Genomic DNA, 25,025 nt, shown 5'->3' on the forward strand with positions numbered 1-25,025 from the left:
TTTCCCACCCGATTCCCGAACGGAGGCGCGCCTATTTCGGGCGCGACACGATCTCGATCATCTTGCCTTCGTCGTCGTCGGGCGCGTAGGCCTTGGCGCGGTCGTAGGACTGCACCGCCGCGCGTCCCATGATCGGCGGCGCGGACAGCAGGCTTTCGGCCAACGCGACCGCGTAGGCTGCATCCTTCTGGCGCAATGCCGCGGTGAAGGTCGCACCGGCAAAATTGCGCTCCGCCATCCGCTTGGAATGCCGGATCACCTGCGGGCTTGCGGCGACGCCGGTCTCAATCGCTTCCAGCACCAGCTTCATGTCGAGCCCGGCCTGCTCGGCGATCGCCAGCCCCTCGGCAATGCCGGCGATCTGGATCGCGCCCATCAGATTGTTGATCAGCTTGTAGACGGTGCCGGAACCGACGGCGCCGAAATGACGGATGGTGGTCGAGAGCGGCACCAGATAGGGCCGCGCTAATTCAAGATCGGCGGGATCAGCCCCCACCAACAGCGTCAGCTTGCCCGCGGCCGCCGCATCCGGCAGGCCGGTCACCGGACTATCGATGTAGATCAGTCCACGCGCGCCCAACACACCCGCCATGTGAAGCGCGTGCTGGTGGGACACCGTGGAGCATTCAATCGCCAGCGCGCCGGCCTTCATATTGGCGGCGGCGCCATCCTTGGTGAGCCATACCTCGCGCGACGCGTTGTCGTCGGCGACCATGGTCACGACGGCATCGGCGTCAATCGCGGCATCCTCCGGCGACGTTGCCCATCGTGCGCCGCGTGCGATCAGATCTTCCGCCTTGGCCTTGCTGCGATTCCACACCGAGACGGTGAATCCCGCGTCGAGATAACGGCCGGCCATACCGTGGCCCATCCGTCCCAATCCGATGAAAGCAACTCTGGCCATGGGTTAATCCACATCCTCGACCGAGCCCGGTCCGGTGCCGAACGCACGCTGTGCCAGCGTCGCGGCCATGAACTCGTCGAGATCGCCGTCGAGCACACCCGACGTGTCCGAGGTCTGCACACCGGTGCGCAAATCCTTGACCATCTGATAGGGCTGCAACACGTAGGAGCGGATCTGGTGGCCCCAGCCGATATCGGTCTTGGCGGCCTGATCGGCGGCGGCCTGCTCCTCGCGCTTCTTCAGCTCGATTTCGTAGAGCCGCGCGCGCAACATGTCCCAGGCCTGCGCGCGGTTCTTGTGCTGCGAGCGGCCGGCCTGACAGACCACGGCGACGCCGGTCGGAATATGCGTCAGCCGCACCGCGGATTCGGTCTTGTTGACGTGCTGACCACCGGCACCGCCCGATCGCATGGTGTCGGTGCGCACGTCGGACTCCGCGATGTCGATCTTGATGCTGTTGTCGACCACGGGAAAGATCGCGACCGACGAGAACGAGGTGTGACGGCGCGCGTTGGAATCATACGGCGATATCCGCACCAGCCGGTGCACGCCCGCCTCGGTCTTGAGCCAGCCATAGGCGTTGTGGCCCGAGATTTGGATGGTGGCGGATTTGATGCCGGCTTCTTCGCCTTGCGTCTCTTCCAGATATTCGATCTTGAAGCCGTGCTTCTCGGCCCAGCGCGTATACATGCGCAGCAGCATCTCGGCCCAGTCCTGGCTTTCGGTGCCGCCCGCGCCGGCATGGACTTCGAGATAGGAATCGAAACGGTCGGCCTCGCCCGACAGCAGCGCCTCGAGTTCGCGGCGCGCCACTTCCTTTTTCAGCGCCTTCAGCGCGTTCTCGGCTTCGGTGACGACACCGGCATCGTTCTCGGCTTCGCCGAGTTCGATCATCTCGACATTGTCGTTGAGCTCGCGCTCGACCTTGCCGATGCCCTGCAGCGCATCCTCCAGCGAGGTGCGCTCCTGCATCAGCTTCTGGGCCTTCTGCGGATCGTTCCAGAGATTGGGATCTTCGGCGAGCTTGTTCAGCTCGGCTAGACGTGCCGTGGACTGTTCGACGTCAAAGATGCCTCCTCAGCAGCCCGACTGACTGCTTGATCTCTTCAACGAGGCGTTCGACTTCGGCGCGCATGGTGTCTCTGATCTGCGGTGCAAACCGCTAACTATAGATGCTCGCAGGGATGTAGCGGCGTCTCTCACAAAGCGCAATCCGCCTGGGGTTTGGTCCCAAGCGGTTTCTTCACACCAACAAGCCTAGTACAGCCCGCCGGGCCGCATGATGTGGCCGGTGTCAGGCGACTGATATCCCCCCTGATATCCGGCCGGATATCCCTGTGGGGCGCGCCCATCGGCATCCGCCACGCCAATGACGGAGTAATTGTCCGGCGGCGCGGTACCCGGCTTGAAGGCCTCCAGGATGGTCCGGCCGCCTTCGCCGGGACCTGCGCGCATGCCGCTCTTGGCATCGACGCGAACCAGCTTGATTCCGGCAGGCACCTTGAAGGGGATCGCGGCCTTGTCGGCGAGCGCGAGCTTGAGGAAGTCGCGCGCGATCGGCGCGGCCAGCGCGCCGCCGGTCGCCTTGCCGCCGAGAGTGCGCGGCTTGTCGTAGCCGACATAGATGCCGACCACGAGGTCCGGCGAGAAGCCGATGAACCAGGCATCTTTGGCGTCGTTGGTGGTTCCGGTCTTGCCGGCGATCGGCTTGCCGACTTCCTTCACGACCGTCGCGGTGCCGGCCTGCACGACATATTCCATCATCGAGGTGATCTGATACGCCGTCATCGGATCGAGCACCTGCTCGCGGCGGTCGACCAGTTGCGGTTCGGGCTGATTCTTCCAGCCGCCGGGCGCGTCGCAACCACGGCATTCGCGCGCGTCATGCTTGAAGATCGTATGGCCGTAACGGTCCTGGATGCGGTCGATCAAGGTCGGCTTCACGCGGCGGCCGCCATTGGCGAACATCGAATAGGCCGTGACCATGCGCATGACCGTGGTTTCACCGGCGCCGAGCGAATAGGACAGATAGTTCGGCAGTTCGTCGTAAACGCCGAAGCGCCGTGAATATTCGCCGATCAGCGGCATGCCGATGTCCTGCGCCAGCCGCACCGTCACCGTATTGAGCGATTGCCGCAGCGCGTTGCGCAGCGTCACCGGACCGTTGTATTTGCCGGACGAATAGTTTTCCGGGCGCCACACGCCGGCGCCCTGCCCCTGATCGATTTCGATCGGCGCGTCGACCACGACGGTCGACGGCGTGTAGCCATTATCCATGGCCGCCGAATAGACCAGCGGCTTGAACGAGGAGCCCGGCTGCCGGTAGGCCTGCGTCGCGCGGTTGAATTGGCTTTGGTCGAACGAGAACCCGCCGACCATGGCCAGCACGCGGCCGGTCCATGGGTCCATCGCCACCATCGCACCCGACACTTCAGGCAATTGGCGCAGCCGGTACTGCCCCTCAACCGGATTGCCGTCCTTGCCGAACAGGGGATCGACATAAATCACATCGCCCGGCGCCAGCACTTGCGCGACCGATGTCGGCGTCCTGCCCTTGGTCGGCCCCGACGCCGCCTTGGCCCATTTGACGCCATCGATCGTGATGATGCCGGTCTGCCGTTGCTTGGCGACGGCGCCGCCAAGCTCGCGGCCCGGCTGGAACCCGACCCGCGCCGACTGGTCGCTGGTCTCCAGCACCACAGCCATCCGCCAGGGCGCGATATCGCCCAGCGCTTTGACGTCGGCCAGCTTCACGCCCCAGTCGCCGGAAATGTCGAGCTTGCTTGGCGCACCCCGCCAGCCCTGCGCCTCATCGTAATTGACCATGCCGGCCGCCATGGTCTTGCGCGCCATCACCTGCATCTTCGGGTCGAGCGTCGCCCGGACCGAGAGGCCGCCTTCATAGAGCTTCTTTTCGCCGTAGCGTTCGAAGATGTCGCGCCGGACTTCCTCGGCGAAATATTCGCCGGCGAAGATATGCGCGCCAGTACCGCGGCTGGTGACGAGGAGCTGATCCTTGCGCGCCTTGTCGGCATCGGCCTGCTTGATCCAGCCGTTTTCGACGAGACGATCGACGACGTAGTTGCGGCGCTCGATCGCGCGGTCGCGGTTGCGCACCGGATGCAGCGCCGCCGGCGCTTTCGGCAGCGCCGCCAGATACGAGGCTTCCGAGATCGTGAGTTCGTTCACCGACTTGTCGAAATAGACCAGCGACGCCGCGGCGATGCCGTAGGCGCCGAGGCCGAGATAGATTTCATTGAGATAGAGTTCGAGGATGCGGTCCTTCGAATAGGCGCGCTCGATGCGCATCGCCAGCAAGGCTTCCTTGATCTTGCGGGCGAAGGAGACCTCGTTGGTCAACAGGAAATTCTTTGCGACCTGCTGGGTGATGGTCGACGCACCCTGCGGCCGGCGGTTGGAACCGTAGTTCTGCGCATACAGCACCGCCGCGCGCGCCATGCCGGTGAAGTCGATGCCGCCATGCTCGTAGAAGTTCTTGTCTTCGGCCGCGAGGAACGCGTTGATGACGAGCTTCGGCACCGCCTGGATCGGCAGATAGAGCCGACGCTCCTTGGAATACTCGCCGAGCAGCGCGCCGTCGGAGGCGTGCACGCGCGTCATCACGGGCGGTTCATAATCCTGAAGCTGCGAATAGTCCGGCAAGTCCTTGGAGAAATGCCAGATCGCGCCGGCAACGCCGGCGACGCCAACCAGGAACACCACGGTTCCGGCGGCGAACAAGAAACCCAAAAACCGCACCAGCAAGCGCATGATCGAAGTTCCGTTCCAACCCTTGCGCCGTGACTTTCGGCGTCTGCCTTGCCATCAAAATCCAAGCGCTCAAGCCCTCGCCCAACGGACGGCCGTTGCGCGTACCAAAACGGGCCGACGGACAATAATGGCCGATTCCGAAGACCCTGCGGTCGTTTTCTATACCGCTGCCGCTGTGGCCAAACTAGGGCTTCCTCCATGGCATCGCGTGCATTTAATCAGCATTTTCATACGGCTTTTCATTTGCCGGGCCCGGCGGTTGCCAGCCGTTTGGCGAAAAATGCATCAATCGCCTGCGCCATCGATCCGACGGTCTTGTTCCGCCAGTTCTCCGACATCAGGAGTTCGAGGTCGCCCTTGTTCGAGACATAGCCGAGTTCGACCAGCACCGAGGGCACGTCCGGCGCCTTCAAGACGCGGAAGCCGGCAGATTTCAACGGGTGCTTGTGCATCCGCACCGTGGTCTTCATCTCGCCCATCAAGATGCGGGCGAACCGGTTTGAAAACGTTCGGGTCTCGCGCTGCGCCAGGTCGATCAGGATGTCGGCCACTTCGGTCGGCTCGTCGGTGAGATTGACGCCGCCAATGGCGTCCGACTTGTTCTCGGCCTCGGCCAGCCGCTCGGCTTCAGCATCGGAGGCCTTGTCAGACAAGGTGTAGATGGTGGCGCCGTGGGCATCGCCCTCGCGCCGCGGCAGGGCGTCGGCATGGATCGAGACGAACAGCGCGGCCGACTGGGTGCGTGCGACCTTCACGCGGTCGTTCAACGGAATGAACGTATCGTCCGTACGGGTCATGACGACGCGGTATTTGCCCGATTTCTCGATGCGATCGCGCAGCGCGAGGCCAAATCCGAGCACCAGATTCTTTTCCATCTCGCCGCCGGCCTGGGTGCCGTTGTCGATGCCGCCATGACCGGGATCGATCACGATCAGGGGACGGGTATCCTGCGCCTGTGCGGGCTTTGCCGCCGCCGCGGCATCGTCCGGCCCGACCGCGGCATTGGCCGCCGCAATCGCGGGCCTCAGTTCAGGGCGATTCTCGGGCGCCAGCAACTGCACGAAGGCGGTCCGGTCTACCTCTTCCAGCTCCAGCACCAGCCGCGGCGGCTGGTCGTTGGCCGCCTCCAGCACATAGGATTTCGCGACCTTGGCCGGTCCCGTCAGGTCGAACACGATTCGCGAACCGCCCGGCATGACAAGGCCATAGCGGAACGCCTTGACCAGCCCGCGCCCCGTGCTGCCGGTGCCCGCGGCCAGCTTGAAGCTGACCTGGGGAATATCAACGACCACGCGATAGGGATCGGCCAGCGCAAAGGCGCGAAACTGGATCGGCCTGTCGAGATCGAGGACGAAGCGGGTTTGTTTGCTATCGCCGGCCAGCCTTGCATCGGAGGCGACCGGAAAATTCGAGGCGGCGACCGGGGTTGGACTGGGGGCACTTGCCGCAGCGGGACCAGGCGCAGGCCCCTGCGCCGCGCTCGGGGTGATGAAATTGGCACACAGCAATGCTGCGGCGCACAACAGGCCGCGCCCCAGCAAAACCCGGTGATTTGCGCGGTTAGCCAACGATTCGACGCCTCCGAGCAGCTCTCTTACCGCATTAGGACCACAGGGTTAATCGAACCTTAAGGACCCAAAAGCGAAAAGGGATGAGTGTTGCCGTGCTGCGACGCTTCCCTTGAGTTCCCTTGCACCGGGCGGGCAATCCACGTATGTACGAGGTGCTGACGGCTAATACTCCCGGTTGTGTCGCGTTCAGCCTCCCGGTGCAGCGCCGGAACCTTCGAAGCCGAAGTTTCCTGCGTCTTTCCCGATCCCCTCCACAGCCAGCGCTGCGCGCGGCTGACACGGAGTGGCGGTTTCGAGCCCGAGCGGCGTCCGCTCCCAGGTACTAACTTGCAAGGTACTATCTTGCTCCAGGGACGGTTTAAAACACGGCAGAACCGATTATCCGGACCCCCAAACGGTCCGATATGCGATGGCCGGCGAGCGCTTTGGCGCCGCGCCGGGCCTTCAGCGATAGACAAGGCGGTCAATTTTGCCGCCAACATGTTCAGACGGGCCGACGCTTGATGCGCCAGACTGTGTTGCCGACCAGGATCCACGGATCGATCGCGCCGATGCGAAGCGAAAGCTTCGCGCGTCGCCTTGTTCCGGTGGGTCCCCGTTCGGCGCGGCGCCAAGGTTTGCGTTTTGGCCTTCCCCTCACCCCCGAATCAGGTGGACCGTCGCGTCACCGGGCCGCGCAATATGCGCGCGCCTTGCACCGCGCCCGCCGCCGTCAAGAGCTCCAAAATGCCCAACAAGATGTTGATCGATGCCACCCACCCGGAAGAGACCCGGGTCGTCGTGGTCCGCGGCAATCGCGTCGAAGAATTTGATTTCGAGACCGCCCAGCGCAAACAACTGCGCGGCAATATCTACCTCGCCAAGGTCACGCGCGTAGAGCCGTCGCTGCAGGCGGCCTTCATCGAATATGGCGGCAACCGCCACGGCTTCCTAGCCTTCAGCGAAATCCATCCCGACTATTACCAGATCCCGGTCGCCGACCGGCAGGCACTGATCGAGGCCGACGAACGCGCCCATCGCGAGGCCGAGGAAGAGAGCGAGAACCGCTCCTCCAACCGTCACCGCGGCCGTTCGCGCCACCGCAACGCCCGCCGCCGCGGCCATGGCGAGCGAGTCCAGAGCGACGTCGTCGACAACGCCGCGATCGATCCGGCGCAGGCCGCCCAGCCCTATGAAGGCGAGGCGCAGCGCTTGCATGAAGGCGCGCACCCCGACGAAGCCCACGCCCATGATGCCGATCACCATCCCGCCGATACAGCCGGCCACGATCATGAGCACGTTGCGCATGATCACGACGATCATTCGCATGAACATGGTCGTCCCCAGGAAGACCACGTCCAAGATCACGCCCCTGATTATGCCGCGGCCGAAGCCCCGGTAGCCTCATTGCAATCCGATGCGGCACCGGTTGAGGCCGTCGCCGCGCCGGCAGAGACAACGGCCAGCGCCGAAAGCCACGAGGATCATGCGCATCACGACGAGCCGGCGCATGACGCACGGCACGACGACGAACACGCGCTCGAAAACGCCGCCCATGCCGATGATGCGCCGCGCGCCGAGCATGCCGGCGAGGAATACGCCGCCGCCTCCCACGAGGATCGTGCCCCCGCGCCGGAAGGCGACGAGCAAGACGACGAAGCGCAGGACGATGAAGACGATGGCGACGATGCCGAAGAGGAAGTCGTCGAATCCGTCGGTGGCGACGATGTGCTCGAGGAAGTGCCGGAGCGCGCCTTCCGCCCGCGCCGCCAGTACAAGATCCAGGAAGTCATCAAGCGCCGCCAGGTCATGCTGGTGCAGGTCGTCAAGGAAGAGCGCGGCAACAAGGGCGCGGCGCTGACCACCTATCTGTCATTGGCCGGCCGTTACGCCGTGTTGATGCCCAACACCGCGCGCGGCGGCGGCATCAGCCGCAAGATCACCTCGGCCCAGGACCGTTCGCGGCTCAAGGAAGTGGTGCAGGATCTCGACGTGCCCGAGGGCATGGGCATCATCCTGCGCACCGCCGGTGCCTCGCGCACCAAGCCCGAAATCAAGCGCGACTTCGAATATCTGATCCGCATGTGGGAAACCGTGCGCGACATGACGCTGAAGTCGCAGGCGCCGACGCTGGTCTACGAGGAAGGCTCGCTGATCAAGCGTTCGCTGCGCGACCTCTACAACAAGGAAATCGACGAAATCCAGGTCGCCGGCCAGGCCGGCTATGATGAAGCCCGCGACTTCATGAAGATGCTGATGCCCTCGAACGTGCGGGCGGTCCGGCAATATCGCGACGGCCAGCCGCTGTTCTCAAGGATGGGCGTCGAGAGCCAGCTCGATGCGATGTTCTCGCCGACGGTGCAATTGCGCTCGGGCGGCTACATCGTCATCAACCAGACCGAAGCTTTGGTCTCGATCGACGTCAACTCCGGCCGTTCGACCCGCGAGCACCACATCGAGGACACCGCGCTCAAGACCAACCTCGAAGCCTCCGAGGAAGTCGCGCGGCAGCTGCGTCTGCGCGATCTCGCAGGCCTGATCGTCATCGACTTCATCGACATGGACGAGAAGCGCAACAACCGCGCGGTCGAGCGCAAGTTGAGCGACTGCCTGCGGCAGGACCGCGCCCGCATCCAGGTCGGCCGCATCTCGCATTTCGGCCTGTTGGAAATGTCACGCCAGCGCATCCGCGCCAGCGTGCTGGAGAGTTCGACCGAGCCCTGCGCACATTGCGGCGGCAGCGGCCATGTCCGCTCGGTGTCGTCGGTGGCACTGCAATTGCTGCGCGGCATCGAAGAAATTCTGATGAAGGGCGCGACCCACAATCTGGTGGTGCGCACCCGCACCGACGTCGCGCTCTACGTCCTCAACCACAAGCGCGGACATCTGCGCGATCTCGAAAACGCCTTCAAGGTCACGCTTGCGGTGGTCGCCGATCCCACCGTGGCCGGCCAGCAATCGTTCATCATCGATCGCGGCGAACAGGTGCACACGCTGGAAGCAGCCAAGGCCTTGCTCGCAGCGCAGGCCGCGGCCTCCCCGTCCCAGGTCGAGGAAGCCTATGACGACGAAGAGCCGTTCGACATCGAAGGTGAAGTCGAGACCGAAGAGACCGAAGGTCTGACCGAGGAAGCCGCAGGCGGCGAAGAAGTCGCCGGTGAAAGCGAAGCCGACGGCCACCGCCGCAAGCGGCGCCGGCGCCGCCGCGGCCGTGGTGAGCCGCGTGAAGGCGGCGCCCCGCGCGAGGACAATGACGCCCTGCGCGTTGCACCCGAAAGCGCTGATGGCGCGGTCGCGGTTGCCGACGACGGCGAAGCCGAAGCCGACGACGACGAGGGCGACGAACAGGGAGCTGTTGCGCGCGGCGAACAGGGACCAAACGGCGAGCGGCGCCCGCGCCGTCGCGGACGTCGCGGCGGACGCCGCCGGCGTGGCGGCGGACCGGAAGACGGTCTCGCCGGATCGATCTCCGACGAACTCGGACCGACCCCGGTTTCGGAAGTCACCAGCGCGGTTGCCGATTTCGACGGCCCCTCGGCTGAGCCGGCTCCGACATTGGTTGAACCCGAGCCCGTTTCGCAGCCGCCGCAACCGCAGTGGCAGCCCGCGGAGCACGCCTCGCCCGAAACCGTCAGCAGCGCGCCGACGCCGACGCCCGAGGAAACCGCACAGGAGGCCGACCGGGCCGCCGCGCGGCGGCGTTCGACGGTGCGCGAAAAAGTCTCGTTCCTGACCAGCGCCCCGTCCGAGCCAGCACCGGCCGTCAGCCATAGCGAGGCGGAGCCGGCGGCAACGGCCCCTGCTCCCGCGCCCGCTGAACCCGCGCCTGCCGCAACCAGCGAAGCCGCGCCGCGCAAGGCCGGCTGGTGGTCACGGCGTTTCGGCAGCGGCGAGTAAGCGAACTGAACCCAAAAGAAAAACCGCCCGGCAAAACCGGGCGGTTTTTTATTGCATCAGGACGGTCCCGAAGACGCCGACCGTCAATCGGTCGTCAGCGCCGTCGCCATGTCCGCCGGATCGATCTGCCTGTCGAGATTGGCGTGCAGCTTCTCTTGGTCGAGTTCGCCCTCCCACCACGACACCACTATGCAGGCGACGCCATTGCCGCAGAGGTTGGTCAGCGCGCGGCACTCGCTCATGAACTTGTCGATGCCAAGCACGATGGCCATGCCGGGCACCAGCCGCGGATCGACCACCGCGAGCGTCGCCGCCAGCGTGATGAAGCCCGCACCTGTTATGCCCGAGGCGCCCTTCGAGGTCAGCATCGCCACCAACAGGATGGTGATCTGCTGGCCCATCGTGAGATCGAAACCGAGCGCCTGCGCAATGAACAGCGTCGCCAGCGTCATGTAGATGTTGGTGCCGTCGAGGTTGAACGAATAACCGGTCGGCACCACCAGGCCGACGACCGATTTCGAACAGCCGAGCCGCTCCAGCTTTTCCATCAGCGAAGGCAGCGCGCTCTCGGACGACGAGGTGCCGAGCACGATCAGCAGCTCATCCTTGATGTAGGACAGGAACTTGAAGATCGAGAAACCGACCGTGCGGGCGATGGTGCCGAGCACGATAAAGACGAACAGCGCCGCGGTGACATAGAAGGTCGCGATCAGCCCGACCAGGTTCACGATGGCGCCGGTGCCGAACTTGCCGATGGTATAGGCCATGGCGCCGAACGCGCCAATCGGCGCGGCCCTCATCACGATCGCGATCACGCCGAACACCGCATGCGCTGCGTCGTCGATGAAGGAACGCAGGCTATGGCCACGCTTGCCGAGCGCCATGACTGAAAAGCCGAACAGGATCGAAAACAGCAGCACCTGCAGGATTTCGCCCTGCGCGAAGGCGCCGACGACGGTGTCGGGAATGATGTGCAGGAAGAAATCGACCGACTTCTGGGCCTCGGCCTGCTTGGCAAAGCCGGCGACCTTGGCCGCGTCAGCCATCGCGCCGCCAAAGCCATGGCCCGGCTTGACCACATTGCCGATGAGCAGCCCGATCATCAGCGCAAAGGTCGAGACGATTTCGAAATAGACCAGCGCCTTGATGCCGATGCGGCCGACCTTCTTGGCGTCCTGGATATGGGCGATGCCCGACACCACGGTGCAGAAGATGATCGGCGCGATCACCATCTTGATCAGCTTGATGAAGCCGTCACCGAGCGCCTTGATCCAGTCGTTGGTCGCGAGCGCCGGCCACAGCCAGCCGGTCAGCGCGCCGAGCACGATGGCGATCAGCACCTGGACGTAGAGAATCTTGTACCAGGGCCTGCCTGCGCTCACCGGCGCTTCAGCCGCAATCGTTGCCGCCATGACGTCTACTCCCGTTCGACCTGCGGCGTTCTGCCACACCCCCGCCCGCTAGCACAGCCAAATTATTTCGGCCAGCGGAAATCGGTGGCGTTGCGCCGGTGTCCGAACGGGATCGGTCAGCGGCGGTCGAATGGGCGGCGGAACAAAGGTACGAGCGTAGCGCCGAGCGCGTTCTTGATCAGCGACGCCGCGATGAACGGCGCTATGCCGACCAGCCATGCCTTTTCTACGCCGAGCTTGATGCCAAATGCCAGCCAGACAAACCCGGCGGCAAGAATGATGACGTGGCCGAGTCCCATGGCGACGAAAAGCAGGGGTACTGACCGATCCCAGCCACGCTCGCTCAGCCATCCCGTGACGAAGGCCGCCGCCACGAAGCCGTAAAGATATCCGGCCGTGGGACCGAGCAACGGCGCAAGACCGCCGACGGGGCCTGCAAACACCGGAAATCCGATCGCACCTTCGGCGAGATAGGCCACAACCGTTGCGCTGCCGAGGCGCCAGCCATAGGCCGCCCCGATCATCAATACGACCAGCGTCTGCAGCGTCATCGGCACGTAGGGCAAAGGCAGATTGACCTTCGCCGACAGGGTCAGCAGCGCGGTTCCCAATGCAATCAGGATCACGCCGCGCATCAGTCCGGATCGATTTACGGGATGCGGCCACAGAACGGCGGCGAGCGGAAAATGCGGTGCAACGGCAGGCTGAGATGTGTCGGACAAGATGGTTCCCCGATTTAGATGGCAGATATGGATGAGTGATGGTGGCTGATGCGCTCTACCCGAGCCACTTCGCGATGCGGCCCACGGCTTCGCGCATCTCGTCGGAAGAGCGTGCATAGGAGAAGCGCACAAAGGCGCGTCCGTGGATCGGGTCGAAATCGACGCCCGGCGTAGCCGCGACGTGCGCCTTCTCCAGCATCCGGCCGGCGAATTCAAAGCTGTCGGACGTGAATTGCGAGACGTCGGCATAGAGATAGAACGCGCCGTCGGCCGGCAGGAAATTGGTCAGGCCGGCCTTCGGCAATCCATCGATCAGGATGCGACGGTTCTCCTGATAGCCGCGCTTGATCGCTTCCATTTCCGCGGCCCCCTCGAACGCGGCCTCGGCTGCGATCTGCGACAGCGTCGGCACCGAGATCGACAGGTTCTGCTGCAACCGCTCGATCGGCCGCACCAGCGGCTCCGGCACCACCATCCAGCCGACACGCCAGCCGGTCATGCAGAAATATTTCGAGAACGAATTGATCACCAAGGCCTGTGGCGACAACTCGGCGGCGGACACCGCCGGAAATGCGTAATCGAGGCCGTGATAGATCTCGTCCGAGATGAAGCGAATGCCGGCGCTGTCGGCCGCCGCCATCAGGCTCGTGAGCGCTTCGCGGGACATCATGGTTCCCGTCGGATTGGCGGGACTGCCGACCAGCACGCCCTTGAGCGGCGTCTTGCGATGCGCCGCCAGCAACGCTTCGCCGGTCAGCGCGTGGCGCGTCTCGCTCGTGGTCTCGATCAGCACCGGCTCGCAGCCGAGCGCGGTGAGGATGTGCCGATACGGCGGATAACCGGGCACGGTCACCGCCACGCGGTCGCCCGGTTCGAACATCGCAAGGAAGGCCAGGATGAAACCGCCCGACGAGCCCGTGGTGACCACGATCCGCTCGGGATCAACGCTGCAGCCGTAAGTATCGCGGTAGTGCCGGGCGATGCGCGCGCGCAGAGACGGAATGCCGAGCGCGGAGGTATAATCGATCCGGCCGTCGTCGAGCGCGAGACGCGCCGCCGCCAGCGCGGTCTTTGGAGCTGACGCAGCCGGCTGGCCGACCTCCATGTGAATGACGTGGCCGCCGGCCGCCTCGATGCGGGCCGCCGCCGCCATCACGTCCATCACCATGAAAGGTGGAACATCGCTCCGGCTGGAAGCCGTTAGCAGGGTTTTCGCAGCGTCTCTAAGAGTCGATTCGAGCATCACTATCTGCAATTTGATCGGCTCGCGCCGATTTCGAGTTCCGGCACCCGTTAACGCCCCAGACTGGCCGTATTCGGTGGCTCCTTATAGCGCTTTCAAGCCAAGTGGATACCGGTCCGCGGGAAGAAAAAAGCGTCAAAACAAGAGACTGGCGTTCGGTTCTGATTTAATCAGGGCTGCCCGGCCCGACCGCCGATTGACCGCCAGTTCCGCCGCCAACGCCCAATAGATTGCTTCATGCTGTTCCGCCTCGCGCACCGCAAAACGACGTTGAAACTGACCGCCCTCGCCACGGCGGCCGCGCTTGTCATGACGCCGACGCTCGCGGCGGCCCAGAATAAGGGCCCCCCGGTGCTGCGCGATACCGAGTCGGAGCAATTGCTGCGCGACTACACAAGGCCGATCCTGCGCGCCGCCGGCATGGAGAAGCAGAACATCCAGATGGTGATCATCAACGAAGGCGTCTTCAACGCTTTCGTCGCCGACGGCCGCCGCATCTTCGTCAACTATGGCGCGATGATGCAATCGGAGACGCCGAACCAGATCATCGGCGTGCTCGCGCACGAGACCGGCCATCTGGCCGGCGGTCACCTCGCAAAACTTCGCGAGCGGCTGGCGGAAGCGCAGACCCAGATGATCATCGCGATGCTGCTCGGCGCCGGCGCCATGGTGGCGGGCACGCGCGGTGGCGGCAATAACGGCCTGGCCAATGCCGGCGCCGCCGCGATGTCGGCACCCGCCGAGGTGATCAAGCGCACCCTGCTTTCCTATGTGCGGCAGCAGGAGGAAAATGCCGACAAGGCCGGGGTGAAATTCCTCAATGCCACCGGCCAGTCGGCCCGCGGCATGTACGAGACCTTCAAGCGCTTCTCCGACGAGAGCCTGTTCGCGGCGCGTGGCGCAGACCCCTACGTGCAGTCGCACCCGATGCCGGCCGAGCGCGTCCGCGCCCTGGAGGAGCTCGCGCGTTCCAGCCCCTATTGGGACAAGAAGGACGACCCGGCCCTGCAAATGCGCCACGACATGGTGCGCGCCAAGATCTCCGGCTTCATGGAGCGGCAGGACACCGTGTTCCGGCGCTATCCGCTGTCCAACACCAGCGTGCCTGCGCGTTATGCGCGCGCCATCACCACCTATCTGCATGGCGACCTGCGCAGCGCGCTGGCCCAGATCGACGGCCTGATCCAGTTGCAACCGGCCAATGCCTATTTCTACGAACTCCGCGGCCAGGCTTTGCTGGAAGGCGGCAAGCCGGCCGAGGCCATCGCGCCGCTGCGCAAGGCCGCACAGCTTTCCAACAACGCCCCGCTCATCGAGATGTTACTTGGGCAGGCGCTGGTGGCGTCCGACAACAAGGCCTACACCGAAGAGGCGATCGCGATCCTGCGCTCGGCACTGGCGCGCGAGACCGAAGCCCCGATCGGCTACATGCAGCTCGCGATGGCCTATGGCCGCAAGGGCGACTACGCGCAGGCCGATCTGGCATCGGCCCAAGCCGCGTACCTGCGCGGCGACAACAAGACCGCGCGCGACCTCGCCTCGCGGGCCAAGACGCGGTTCGCGATCGGGACCCCGGGATGGGTCAAAGCTGACGATATTGTGAGCGCCAAACCGCTTCCCGGCCAAAGAAGCAACTAGCGCCGCTACCGGAAATAAACTGAGTTGCACTACAACCGAACCTGAACACCCAGCGTATTCCAAGAGCCGGCCTTCAAGCGAACGGCCCGGAACTCGCCACCCAAGGATTTACCGATGCCTTTGCTCCGTTACCTTGCTTCCGCCCTGCTTGCGATCGCCCTGTGCGGCGCGTCGCTGCCGGCTTCCGCGCAGAGCTTCTCCGATGTCCAGCGCAAAGACATCGAGACCATCGTCCGGGAGTACCTGATCGCCCATCCCGAGGTGCTGGAAGAGGCGATGGCCGAACTGACCAGGCGCCAGTCCGCCGCCGAAGCCGAGAAGCATCAGGCCGGCATCGCCAAGAATGCCAATGCGATCTTCAACTCGCCGCGCAACGTGACGCTCGGCAACAAGGACGGCGACGTCACCTTCGTCGAGTTCTTCGATTACAATTGCGGCTACTGCAAGCGCGCGATGCTCGACATGATGGAATTGATGAAGGGCGATCCCAAGCTGAAGGTCGTGCTCAAGGAATTCCCGGTGCTGAGCACAGGTTCAGTCGAAGCCGCCCAGGTCGGCGTCGCGGTGCGGATGCAGGATCCGACCGGAAAGAAATATCTCGACTTCCACCAGAAGCTGCTCACCGGCCGCGGGGCCGCCGACAAGGCTCGTGCCATGGCGGTCGCCAAGGAAGCCGGCCTCGACATGGCCAGACTCGAAAAGGATCTGGCGAGCCCCGAAATCCGCGCAACGCTCGAGGAGAACATGAAGCTCGCCGAAGCCATGGGCATGAACGGCACCCCGAGCTATGTGATCGGCAAGCAGGTCGTGATCGGCGCGGTCGGCGTCGAGACCCTCAAGGAAAAGATCGGCATCGCCCGCTGCGGCAAGGCGACTTGCTGAAGCCAGACGCGGATCATTCGACGGACAAAATCCGGCTGCATCGCAGCCGGATTTTTTTTGCCCGCACGCTTGCTGCGACTGAACCGCGGCGACGCCGCCAGCCACTAAGAGGGCTCCAACCAACAGGACCCCCGCATGAGCCTGGCGCCGCCAACCACCGCTTACGACCTCGAACTGCTCAAGACCGCGCCCGCCCGCGGCACCGCTACTGATCACGGCTGGTGCTACGGGCTGCCGCCCGGAATCACCGAGAGCCAATGGCCGCTCAGCCCATGGGACGGCTTTCCGATGCAGCCGGGCTTCACGCTGAAACTGCCCGAACAATATCGCACCAAGGGCGCGGACTATGTCGCGCTCACGATGTTTGCCGATCAACAGCATGACGAGCCGCGCGAAGTCGAAGCCGTGGCCGAATATCTCGCCTCAGAGGCATCGGACCGTCCGGCCGATCCCGATCTGTTGCCGTACTGGCTCTACAAGCAGAACCGGCACCGGATGGAATTCCGGATGAAGGACGAGATCGACCACAATTTCGCAGCGATCTGGCTGACGGAAGCCGAGTTCGCAGGACCGCTGTGTCAGCCCCCTCGCCTCGCCGGCAACGCGCTGCTGCACGCGAATCCGCCGCCGCCCTGGTTTGAGAGCGGTTCGGCGCGCGCGGTGTTCGATCTTCAGATCGGCCGCTATGACAACGTCGACGAAATCGTCAACAAGTACTGGTACCGGCTGTTCGGGCGCGTGCCCGAGATCGGCCACCACGCCTACGGCATTGCGCTCGCTGTGCGCGACGGCGATCCCAATGTCGGCCGTGCGCCGCGCGACAAGCTGTTGCACAAGGATGAACTCGGCAATTACATCGCGCCCTACAGCAAGGGCGGCGAGCGGTTCGAACTGGAGCGGCTGTCGGGGCGCAATCATCTCGGCGGCACGATGTTTCCCTGCCAATGGACGCCGAAATACAGCGCGACCTATCTCGAGATCGAAGAGCACTTTGGTGGCTTCAATTTCGGCGGCGGCAACGCGCAGCTCGATCTCGAAACGATGGAGTTCGACTGGGCCTGCGGTTAACGGCGTTTTCGAGCAAAAGCCTGCCCCGCACTTGATGCGGGGTGGGCAACCGGTACGGGGCAAGAAAACGCGGCTTGCCAAGTTGGGTTTCAAATTCACCGCGCGTTCATCAAACAAACCTGATGGAACCGCGAATAGACAGGAACATCGCACATCTCCCTTCGTTGTCGGTGCGGGCAATGCATCCACGTGAGGAGAAACGTATGACCAATCGCTTTATGATTTCCGTAGCAGCAGCGGCGCTGATCGCCGGCACCGGGTTTGCGAATGCGCAAGGCACGGGCAACCAGGGTGGCGCCGCGACCCAGCAGACCGCGCCGTCTCCCGGCGGGGCTGGATCGATGCAGCGTGATCCCGGCGGCGCTTCCGACATGAAGGGCGCAAAGGGCGCGGAATCCAACGAGAAGATGCCGTCCAGCAAGAGCGCGCAGGACACCAAGTCGCCGGCGGGTGAGAAGTCGAAGAGCATGAGCTCCGAGACCGAAACCAAGGGCGGTAAGGACATGAAGGCCGAGGGCCGCGACAGCAAGACCGGCATGGATAAGAGCGCAACCGACAGCAAGGGCGCTGCCGACAGCAAGACCGGCACCGCCCAGACCAAGGGCGCGGCCGACACCAAGGCGCAGACCACGGGCAACGCCGCCACCTCGGCGACCGCGGCTCCGCCAGCCGAGAAGCGTACGCAGATCGTCTCCGCCATCAAGACGGAGAAGATCCAGGAGACCACCAACGTCAACTTCAACATCTCGGTTGGCGCCACTGTGCCTTCGACCGTCCGCTTCCACCCGCTTCCGCCCCGGATCGTCGAGATCTATCCGGAGTGGCGCGGCTATCAGGTGATCCTGGTTGGCGGCCGCTACGTCATCGTGCGCCCGACAACGCATGAGATCGTCTACATCATCGAAGGCTAACGGCTGACGATAGCCAACGATCCCCCGACTTCGGGGCGGGCAGCAATGCCCGCCCCGTTTTTTTCCCGTGTAGAGCATGCGCGCTATCGGCGGCCGCACGGTCACGACACAAAATCGCGAAAACAACCCCTTGCAAAGTAAGGATGGCCCCGGCGCGCAGCTCGCGGGCGGCGTGTGGAAGAAGAAAAAAATTCCTGGTCCGCCGCACCGACACCGCCCGCACCACCCTCGCCTCAACCATCGGCGCAAAAGCAGCAAGCTCCCAATGGCTCCAACGCCAATGCCGCCAAGCCGCCAGCGGCGGCAAAGCCCGCACCCGCGGTCAGGCTCACGCCGCCGGAGAACAAGCCGGCCGAAGGCCAGCCCAAGTAGACCGACCCACGAGCCAGCGAGCGACCGACCATGCTACCCGACGAAGCCCTGAAATCGATGAAGGTGATGTTCGCAACGCCCTGCTACATCTCTGCGGTCAGCATGCATTACGTCACCAGCATCTTCGAGCTGACCCATCACTGCAACCGGTTCGGACTTGAATGCATCCTGCACATGCATTCGGAAAGCCTGATCACCCGCTCGCGCAACAACATGGTGCGCAAGTTCCTGTCCGACGAGACGCTGACCCATCTGTTCTGGATCGACTCCGACATCACCTTCTCGCCGCAGTCAGTCTGCCGCCTGCTTTTGATCGACCGCGACGTCGCCGCCGGCGTCTATCCGATGAAGAATTTCAACTGGCCCGCCGCCGGCCTGCCGCATGGCACCACGCGGGCGCAATTCGAGGACCGCTATACCGAGTATCCGTTCAATCCGGTCGGCCATGGCACCGAGCGCGTCTCAAGCTATGCCGACGCCGACGGCTTCGTCGAGGTCGCGGAGGCGCCGACCGGCTTCATGTGCATCAAGCGCGAAGTCTTCACGCGCATGATGGAAAAGTATCCCGAGCTGAAATACACGCCGGACGGGCCGCCGGGCCATCCGGAGGCACATCTGCACTGGCTGTTCTTCGACTGCATGATCCGGATTCCGGCCGCTATTTGTCGGAGGATTACGCGTTCTGCCGGCGCTGGATCGACATCGGCGGCAAGGTCTGGATCGACCTGCAGTGCAAGCTGATGCATCTCGGCCAGCACAATTTCCGCGGCGACCTCGCCGAAAGCCTGCGGTTGCAGAATCGCTGGTAATGGGACCGACGGCTGGGCGGAGACCGGGCCGACCGCTCTTTAACCTTGGTTAACGAGCAATTTCCGTAGGTTCCATAGGCCTTTTTACGAACCGGATGAGGCATTTGAGGGGTGTTCAAAACCCCCATCAGGCTTCCCCTTGGCCGCGTTGTTACCTATAACCCCGCGACCTACCTGCCCCCTTTTGCTGGAATCCGGATGGCCCAGGCCTTAGCTGAAAAAGCCTCAACCCCGACAATCCTTGTGCTCAACGGCCCGAACCTCAATTTGTTGGGGACGCGCGAGCCCGAGACCTATGGCCATGCCACCCTCGCCGATGTCGAGAAATTGTGCGCGGAGACGGCCACTCAATTCGGCCTCGTGGCCGATTGCCGGCAGTCCAACCGCGAAGGCGAGCTGATCGATTTCATCCATGAGGCCCGCGCCAAGCAAATGGTCGGCATCATCATCAATGCCGGCGGCTATTCCCACACCTCGATCGCGCTGCATGACGCGCTGGTCGGGGTGAAGATCCCGACCGTTGAAGTGCACATCAGCAATATCCACGCCCGCGAGAGTTTCCGGCACCATTCGTTCACGGCCAAAGCCGCCTTCGCATCGCTGTGCGGATTCGGCATCGACGGCTACCGGCTCGCAATCAACGGCCTTGCCGCCAAAATCGGCGTCAAGGCAAAAGCCTGACATCAAGAGCCTGCATCAAGAGCCCGCATCAAAGCCTGGCGCTTCAGCCGTCATCACCCAGAGAATTCCGGACCCCGCATATGGCGAGCAAGCCTGACACCAAATCAGCCGCAAATTTCAAGAGCGACGACAGTGCGCTGATCCGCGAACTGGCGTTGCTGCTGGATGAAACCAGCCTCACCGAAATCGAGATCGAGCGCGCCGGCCTGCGGGTGCGCGTGGCGCGCAACATCACCGTCACAGCTTCGATGCCGGGCAATTACCAGCAGGCCCCGTCGGCGCACGCGGCATCGGCCGCGAACGTGACCCCGGCGGCGATCGCCGATCTGGCCAAGCATCCCGGCGCCGTCCCCTCGCCGATGGTCGGCACCGCCTATTCGGCGCCCGAACCCGGCGCCAAGCCGTTCATCGAGGTCGGCACCAAGGTGTCGGTGGGACAGACCCTGCTGATCATCGAAGCCATGAAGACGATGAACCAGATTCCATCGCCGCGCGCGGGCACCGTGACGCAGATTCTCGTCGAGGACGGCCAGCCGGTCGAATTCGGCGAGCCGCTGGTGATCATTGAATAGAATCCGTCAACGTCAGGCGCTGCGATGTTCGACAAGATCCTGATAGCCAATCGCGGTGAGATCGCGCTGCGCGTGCTGCGCGCGTGCAAGGAGCTCGGCATCTCCACTGTCGCCGTGCATTCCACCGCCGACGCCGACGCGATGCATGTGCGGCTTGCCGACGAAAGCGTCTGCATCGGGCCGCCGCCGTCAAAGGACAGCTATCTCAACATCCCCTCGCTGCTCGCGGCCTGCGAGATCACCGGCGCCGATGCCGTGCATCCCGGCTACGGCTTCCTGTCCGAGAACGCCCGCTTCGCCGAGATTCTCGCCGAGCACAATCTGCATTTCATCGGTCCGAAGGCCGAGCACATCCGCCTGATGGGCGACAAGATCGAAGCCAAGAAGACCGCCAAGAAACTCGGCATTCCCGTGGTGCCCGGCTCCGACGGCGCGGTCGGCCCCGAAGACGACGCGATGGCGATCGGCGAGGCGATCGGCTTTCCGGTGCTGGTCAAGGCCGCTGCCGGTGGCGGCGGACGCGGCATGAAAGTCGCGCACACCGCTGATGAGCTGTTGATGGCGCTTTCGACCGCCTCCAACGAGGCCAAATCCGCGTTCGGCGACGCTTCGGTCTATCTCGAGAAATACCTGACCAAGCCGCGCCACATCGAAATCCAGGTGCTGGGCGATGGCCGCGGCGGCGCCATCCATCTCGGCGAACGCGACTGTTCGCTGCAGCGCCGCCACCAGAAGGTCTGGGAAGAAGGCCCCTCACCGGTTCTCTCTGCCGCCGCGCGCGCCAAGATCGGCGCCACCTGCGCCAAGGCGATGCAGGACATGAAATATCTCGGTGTCGGCACCATCGAGTTTCTGTACGAGGACGGCGAGTTCTATTTCATCGAAATGAACACCCGCATCCAGGTCGAGCATCCCGTTACCGAGAGCATTACCGATATCGATCTCGTGCTGGAACAGATCCGCATCGCCGCCGGCGGCGACCTGCCGGTGACGCAGGACGAAGTCGCCATCATCGGCCACGCCATCGAATGCCGCATCAATGCGGAAAACCCGGAGACCTTTCGTCCCTCGCCGGGAAAGATCACGCAATTCCATGCACCCGGCGGCCTCGGCGTCCGGATCGATTCCGCCGTCTATCAGGGTTACGTCATCCCGCCCTATTACGACTCGCTCGTCGGCAAGCTGATCGTTCACGGCAAGACCCGCGGCGAATGCCTGATGCGGCTGCGCCGCGCGCTGGACGAGATGGTGGTCGAAGGTATCGAGACCACCCTGCCGCTGTTCCGCGCCCTGGTCCGCGAGCCCGGCATCATCGACGGCGACTACCATATCCATTGGCTCGAGCAGTACCTCGCCGGCCAGGCGGCGAAGACCAAAAGTTCCTAGCCATGCCCTGAACCGGCCCTGCTGCCCGTGGAACCAATCGTTCCCTCGGGCGTTGAGCCGTATTGGGGGCCTGTCTGGCAGGGGCGGTTTGTTTCGTTTGTTCATAACGCGAGATCATTGTGAACACTAAAGCCCAGCGCCGCCGCGCTTTGGGGCAAATCCTGCTGCTTGCGGCGGGCTTTTCGGTGCTGGTGGCGATCAGCGCCTTATCGGTCATTCTCGTTCATGAGGCCCGCAAGGACAGCGGCAAGGTCGTGCATACGGTCGAGGTCGAGAACCAGCTTTCGACCTTGCTGTTGCAGATCCGTCGCGCCGAAAGCTCGGCGCGCGGCTATCTCCTGACCTCAGAGCCGCGCTTCCTGACCGAGCATGAGTCCGCCACCGCGACCATCCTCCCCGATATCGACAAGCTGACCCGGCTAACTTCGGACAATCCGGTCCAGACCGAGAACGCCCGGCAGCTGCGCCCGCCGGTCGAAGCCCGGCTTGCCGAATTTGCCAGGGCCATCGCATTCGTCAAACGCAACGATCTTGCCGGCGGCATCGCGATGCTGCGTGAGGCCGGCGCCGGCGACTCCGTCCAGAAGATCGGCGAGCTCAGCAACGCGATGCGCGCCGAGGAAGACCGGCTGTTCGCTCTGCGCACCGCGACCGCGGACCGCACGCAGCAACTGGCATCGGCAGTGACGGTGGCGGGCTCCGGCCTCGTGATCGCGCTCCTCGGCATCGCGATCTTGCAGGTGCGCCGCTCCTCGCGCGCCCGCGACGATGCCGAAACCCAATTGCGCGACAACAATATCAACCTCGAAACCACGATCGACGAGCGCACCGCCGATCTGCGCGAGGCCAATGACGAGATCCAGCGCTTCGCCTATATCGTCAGCCACGATCTGCGCTCGCCGCTGGTGAACATAATGGGCTTTACCAGCGAACTTGAGGAACTGCGCGGCGACATCTTCAAGCGGATTGCGACCCTGGCGCGCGTGCAATCGGCCACGCCGGCGACAGCTGATAACGCCACCGATAGCGCCGAGCCCGTCCTCGAAGGACCCGACAAGCAATTGTCGGAAGACTTCACCGAGGCGCTGGGCTTCATCAAATCCTCGATCGCCAAGATGGATCGGCTGATCTCGGCCATCCTCAACCTCACCCGCGAAGGCCGGCGCGAATTCGAACCGGTGCGGATCGAAACCCGCGAACTGATCGAGGGCATTGTCGCAACGGTGGCGCACCAGGCCGCTGAAGCCGAGGCGCAGATCCGGATCGAACCGCTGCCGAACATCGTCAGCGACCGTCTGGCGCTGGAGCAGATTTTCTCCAATCTGATCGAAAATGCACTGAAATACCTCAAGACCGGCGTTCCCGGCGACATCCAGGTGCGCGGCCGCACCAAGCTCGGCTTTGCCATTTTCGAGATCACCGACAATGGGCGCGGTATTGACCCCAAGGATCATCAGCGCATTTTCGAGCTGTTCCGCCGCGCCGGAACCCAGGACAAACCCGGGCAAGGCATTGGTCTTGCGCACGTCCGCGCGCTGGTGCGGCGGCTCGGCGGAACCCTGTCGGTCGCCTCGGAACTTCACAACGGCAGCACATTCACGATTACACTGCCGATCAATTGGACCATTCGTAACCGGAACACACAGTCATGAGTAATCCAGTCACTATCATCATGATCGAGGACGATGAGGGCCATGCCCGCCTGATCGAGCGGAACATCCGCCGTTCCGGCGTCAACAACGAGATCATCCCGTTCACCAGCGGTACAGCTGCGCTGAAGTACCTGTTCGGCAAGGATGGAACGGGCCTTGTTCACAAGGGCAACGCCCTATTGATCCTGCTCGATCTCAACCTGCCCGACGCGTCGGGCATCGATATCCTGAAGCAGGTCAAGGACAACAAATATCTCAAGGCGACCCCGGTCGTGGTGCTGACCACGACCGACGATTCCCATGAAATAAAGCGTTGCTACGACCTCGGTTGCAACGTGTACATCACCAAGCCGGTGAATTACGAAAGCTTCGCCAACGCCATTCGCCAGCTCGGCCTGTTCTTTTCCGTCATCCAGGTACCGCCAGCCGCCACATGACAACAGCCACGCCGACACTGCTGTATATCGATGATGACGCCGCATTGGCGCGGCTGGTCGATCGCGGCCTGACGCGGCTCGGCTTCAAGGTGGTGCATGCCGCCGATGGCCAGCAGGGCCTCGACCGCCTGGCGCAGGGCGGCATTGACGCCATCGCGCTCGACCAGTACATGCCCGGTCTCGACGGCCTCGAAACGCTGGAGCGGATTCTGGCAATCCCCGGTGCGCCGCCGGTGGTGTTCGTCACGGCCTCGCAGGATTCGGCGATTGCCGTCACCGCGCTGAAGGCGGGCGCGGCGGACTATCTCGTCAAGGACGTGCAGGGCGAGTTCATTCCCCTGCTCCAGGTCGCCGTTAACGGCGCGCTGCGGCAGGCGGAGATTCAAAGAGCCCGCGATGAGGCCGAGGCCGAAGTCCACGCCTCGCGCGACCGCTACGCGGCGCTGGCCGCCGAGCGCGAGGTGCTGCTGCGCGAAGTCAATCACCGCGTCGGCAACTCTCTGCAGATCATCGCCTCGCTGTTGCACCTGCAGGCCAATTCCGCTGTTCAGGACGACGTCAAGGCGGCGCTCACCAATGCGATGGGGCGCGTTGCCGCGGTCGCCCAGGTCCATCGCCGGCTCTACACCTCGCACGATCTGAAGAGCGTGCTCTTGAACCAGTATCTCGAGGCGCTGCTGGAAGACCTGCGGCGCTCGGCCGAGGGCAATCGGATGTCACGGCTGACGCTGAAGGCCGAGCCAATCGAGATCGACCCCGATCGTGCGGTGGCGATCGGCATCATCGTCAATGAGCTGATCATGAACGCCGTCAAATACGCCTACCCCGACGGCGCCGGCCCGATCCACGTCGAACTCAAGCCTCTCGGCGACGAACTCCTGCTGTCGATCACCGACGACGGCGTCGGCCTCAACGTCAAGGCCGACCCGCGTTCTACCGGCATGGGACAGCGCATCGTCTCGGCCATGGCATCAAAGCTCGAAGCCGACGTCGCGCGCGATCCCGACCATGCCGGCACAAAGATCGTGCTGCGCTTTGCCCGCGTCAACAAGCCTGCGCCGCGGCCGAGTGAAGCCGCGGCTGGGTAATATGCCGTTTGCGGAATTTGAACCGCGACC

General features: G+C 63.8%; 20 protein-coding genes. 13 read left to right on the plus strand and 7 right to left on the minus strand.

Going from position 1 to position 25,025, the window contains the following annotated elements; translation table 11 throughout:
- Window positions 1–31 precede the first annotated feature (31 nt).
- The 4 genes from JQ600_RS20795 to JQ600_RS20810 form a co-directional block, all read right to left on the minus strand.
- Window positions 32–904: an NAD(P)-dependent oxidoreductase gene (locus JQ600_RS20795; protein WP_212261926.1), complete on the minus strand. Its 873-nt coding sequence runs from the start codon at window positions 902–904 to the stop codon at window positions 32–34.
- A 3-nt stretch (window positions 905–907) separates the two neighbouring features.
- Window positions 908–2,039, minus strand: a protein-coding gene (gene prfB, locus JQ600_RS20800) for a peptide chain release factor 2 (protein WP_212261929.1) whose coding sequence is annotated in 2 segments (ribosomal slippage) — window positions 908–1,969 and window positions 1,971–2,039 — 1,131 coding nt in all. Because the reading frame shifts where the segments join, the coding sequence is not laid out codon by codon here.
- Between the two features lie 122 nt (window positions 2,040–2,161).
- Window positions 2,162–4,675, minus strand: coding sequence for a penicillin-binding protein 1A (locus JQ600_RS20805; protein WP_212261932.1), 2,514 nt, complete (start codon window positions 4,673–4,675; stop codon window positions 2,162–2,164).
- A gap of 239 nt (window positions 4,676–4,914) precedes the next feature.
- The gene (locus tag JQ600_RS20810; protein ID WP_212466740.1) at window positions 4,915–6,243 is read right to left on the minus strand and encodes an N-acetylmuramoyl-L-alanine amidase; all 1,329 of its coding nucleotides are present in this window, start codon (window positions 6,241–6,243) and stop codon (window positions 4,915–4,917) included.
- Window positions 6,244–6,972: 729 nt separating this feature from the next.
- Between JQ600_RS20810 and JQ600_RS20815 the strand changes: the two genes are divergently transcribed.
- Window positions 6,973–10,122 carry a ribonuclease E/G gene (locus JQ600_RS20815; protein ID WP_212389699.1) on the plus strand — a complete coding sequence of 1,050 codons (3,150 nt, stop codon included), beginning with the start codon at window positions 6,973–6,975 and terminating at the stop codon, window positions 10,120–10,122.
- 83 nt (window positions 10,123–10,205) lie between these two features.
- Here the strand turns inward: JQ600_RS20815 and JQ600_RS20820 are convergent, their stop codons facing one another.
- The 3 genes from JQ600_RS20820 to JQ600_RS20830 form a co-directional block, all read right to left on the minus strand.
- Entirely contained in the window at window positions 10,206–11,534 is a 1,329-nt protein-coding gene (locus tag JQ600_RS20820) for a dicarboxylate/amino acid:cation symporter (RefSeq protein ID WP_212389698.1), read from the minus strand.
- A 116-nt stretch (window positions 11,535–11,650) separates the two neighbouring features.
- Entirely contained in the window at window positions 11,651–12,169 is a 519-nt protein-coding gene (locus JQ600_RS20825; RefSeq protein ID WP_212389761.1) for a biotin transporter BioY, read from the minus strand.
- A gap of 142 nt (window positions 12,170–12,311) precedes the next feature.
- The gene (locus tag JQ600_RS20830; protein WP_212389697.1) at window positions 12,312–13,499 is read right to left on the minus strand and encodes a pyridoxal phosphate-dependent aminotransferase; all 1,188 of its coding nucleotides are present in this window, start codon (window positions 13,497–13,499) and stop codon (window positions 12,312–12,314) included.
- A gap of 237 nt (window positions 13,500–13,736) precedes the next feature.
- On the opposite strand from JQ600_RS20830, the gene JQ600_RS20835 reads away from it, so the two are divergent.
- The 12 genes from JQ600_RS20835 (at window position 13,737) to JQ600_RS20890 (ending at window position 24,995) form a co-directional block, all read left to right on the plus strand.
- Window positions 13,737–15,137 (plus strand): M48 family metalloprotease, encoded by a 1,401-nt coding sequence (locus JQ600_RS20835; protein ID WP_212389696.1) that lies wholly within the window; start codon window positions 13,737–13,739, stop codon window positions 15,135–15,137.
- 114 nt (window positions 15,138–15,251) lie between these two features.
- Complete coding sequence (locus JQ600_RS20840; protein ID WP_212261949.1) at window positions 15,252–16,019, plus strand: DsbA family protein; 768 nt, start codon at window positions 15,252–15,254, stop codon at window positions 16,017–16,019.
- Window positions 16,020–16,154: 135 nt separating this feature from the next.
- Window positions 16,155–17,087, plus strand: a complete 933-nt coding sequence (locus JQ600_RS20845) for a hypothetical protein (RefSeq protein ID WP_212389695.1) — start codon at window positions 16,155–16,157, stop codon at window positions 17,085–17,087.
- A gap of 203 nt (window positions 17,088–17,290) precedes the next feature.
- Window positions 17,291–17,998, plus strand: a complete 708-nt coding sequence (locus tag JQ600_RS20850) for a DUF1236 domain-containing protein (protein WP_212261956.1) — start codon at window positions 17,291–17,293, stop codon at window positions 17,996–17,998.
- A 174-nt stretch (window positions 17,999–18,172) separates the two neighbouring features.
- Window positions 18,173–18,370, plus strand: a complete 198-nt coding sequence (locus tag JQ600_RS20855) for a hypothetical protein (protein WP_212389694.1) — start codon at window positions 18,173–18,175, stop codon at window positions 18,368–18,370.
- Between the two features lie 30 nt (window positions 18,371–18,400).
- Window positions 18,401–19,111, plus strand: coding sequence for a hypothetical protein (locus tag JQ600_RS20860; RefSeq protein WP_212490074.1), 711 nt, complete (start codon window positions 18,401–18,403; stop codon window positions 19,109–19,111).
- 266 nt (window positions 19,112–19,377) lie between these two features.
- Window positions 19,378–19,860 carry a type II 3-dehydroquinate dehydratase gene (gene aroQ / locus JQ600_RS20865; protein ID WP_212389692.1) on the plus strand — a complete coding sequence of 161 codons (483 nt, stop codon included), beginning with the start codon at window positions 19,378–19,380 and terminating at the stop codon, window positions 19,858–19,860.
- Between the two features lie 80 nt (window positions 19,861–19,940).
- Window positions 19,941–20,432, plus strand: coding sequence for an acetyl-CoA carboxylase biotin carboxyl carrier protein (gene accB, locus JQ600_RS20870; RefSeq protein WP_212031368.1), 492 nt, complete (start codon window positions 19,941–19,943; stop codon window positions 20,430–20,432).
- A 24-nt stretch (window positions 20,433–20,456) separates the two neighbouring features.
- Window positions 20,457–21,818, plus strand: coding sequence for an acetyl-CoA carboxylase biotin carboxylase subunit (gene accC / locus JQ600_RS20875; RefSeq protein WP_212389691.1), 1,362 nt, complete (start codon window positions 20,457–20,459; stop codon window positions 21,816–21,818).
- A 119-nt stretch (window positions 21,819–21,937) separates the two neighbouring features.
- The gene (locus tag JQ600_RS20880; protein ID WP_212389690.1) at window positions 21,938–23,470 is read left to right on the plus strand and encodes a CHASE3 domain-containing protein; all 1,533 of its coding nucleotides are present in this window, start codon (window positions 21,938–21,940) and stop codon (window positions 23,468–23,470) included.
- A complete protein-coding gene (locus tag JQ600_RS20885) occupies window positions 23,467–23,907 on the plus strand; it encodes a response regulator (RefSeq protein ID WP_192739821.1) in 441 nt (146 codons plus the stop codon). Before JQ600_RS20880 ends, JQ600_RS20885 begins: the two co-directional genes overlap by 4 nt.
- Complete coding sequence (locus JQ600_RS20890; protein ID WP_212261981.1) at window positions 23,904–24,995, plus strand: sensor histidine kinase; 1,092 nt, start codon at window positions 23,904–23,906, stop codon at window positions 24,993–24,995. The genes JQ600_RS20885 and JQ600_RS20890 overlap by 4 nt, the downstream gene beginning before the upstream one ends.
- Window positions 24,996–25,025 lie beyond the last annotated feature (30 nt).

Origin of the sequence: Bradyrhizobium sp. AUGA SZCCT0176 (assembly GCF_018130145.1) — a bacterium.
In the GTDB taxonomy this organism is placed as follows: Bacteria; Pseudomonadota; Alphaproteobacteria; order Rhizobiales; family Xanthobacteraceae; genus Bradyrhizobium.

Coding starts and splice junctions, on each gene's coding strand:
- JQ600_RS20795 (WP_212261926.1), bottom strand. CDS start 904: ATGGCCAGAGTTGCTTTCATCGGATTGGGACGGATGGGCCACGGTATG.
- JQ600_RS20805 (WP_212261932.1), bottom strand. CDS start 4,675: ATGCGCTTGCTGGTGCGGTTTTTGGGTTTCTTGTTCGCCGCCGGAACC.
- JQ600_RS20815 (WP_212389699.1), top strand. CDS start 6,973: ATGCCCAACAAGATGTTGATCGATGCCACCCACCCGGAAGAGACCCGG.
- JQ600_RS20820 (WP_212389698.1), bottom strand. CDS start 11,534: ATGGCGGCAACGATTGCGGCTGAAGCGCCGGTGAGCGCAGGCAGGCCC.
- JQ600_RS20825 (WP_212389761.1), bottom strand. CDS start 12,169: ATGCGCGGCGTGATCCTGATTGCATTGGGAACCGCGCTGCTGACCCTG.
- JQ600_RS20830 (WP_212389697.1), bottom strand. CDS start 13,499: ATGCTCGAATCGACTCTTAGAGACGCTGCGAAAACCCTGCTAACGGCT.
- JQ600_RS20835 (WP_212389696.1), top strand. CDS start 13,737: ATGCTGTTCCGCCTCGCGCACCGCAAAACGACGTTGAAACTGACCGCC.
- JQ600_RS20840 (WP_212261949.1), top strand. CDS start 15,252: ATGCCTTTGCTCCGTTACCTTGCTTCCGCCCTGCTTGCGATCGCCCTG.
- JQ600_RS20845 (WP_212389695.1), top strand. CDS start 16,155: ATGAGCCTGGCGCCGCCAACCACCGCTTACGACCTCGAACTGCTCAAG.
- JQ600_RS20850 (WP_212261956.1), top strand. CDS start 17,291: ATGACCAATCGCTTTATGATTTCCGTAGCAGCAGCGGCGCTGATCGCC.
- JQ600_RS20860 (WP_212490074.1), top strand. CDS start 18,401: ATGCTACCCGACGAAGCCCTGAAATCGATGAAGGTGATGTTCGCAACG.
- aroQ (WP_212389692.1), top strand. CDS start 19,378: ATGGCCCAGGCCTTAGCTGAAAAAGCCTCAACCCCGACAATCCTTGTG.
- accB (WP_212031368.1), top strand. CDS start 19,941: ATGGCGAGCAAGCCTGACACCAAATCAGCCGCAAATTTCAAGAGCGAC.
- accC (WP_212389691.1), top strand. CDS start 20,457: ATGTTCGACAAGATCCTGATAGCCAATCGCGGTGAGATCGCGCTGCGC.
- JQ600_RS20885 (WP_192739821.1), top strand. CDS start 23,467: ATGAGTAATCCAGTCACTATCATCATGATCGAGGACGATGAGGGCCAT.
- JQ600_RS20890 (WP_212261981.1), top strand. CDS start 23,904: ATGACAACAGCCACGCCGACACTGCTGTATATCGATGATGACGCCGCA.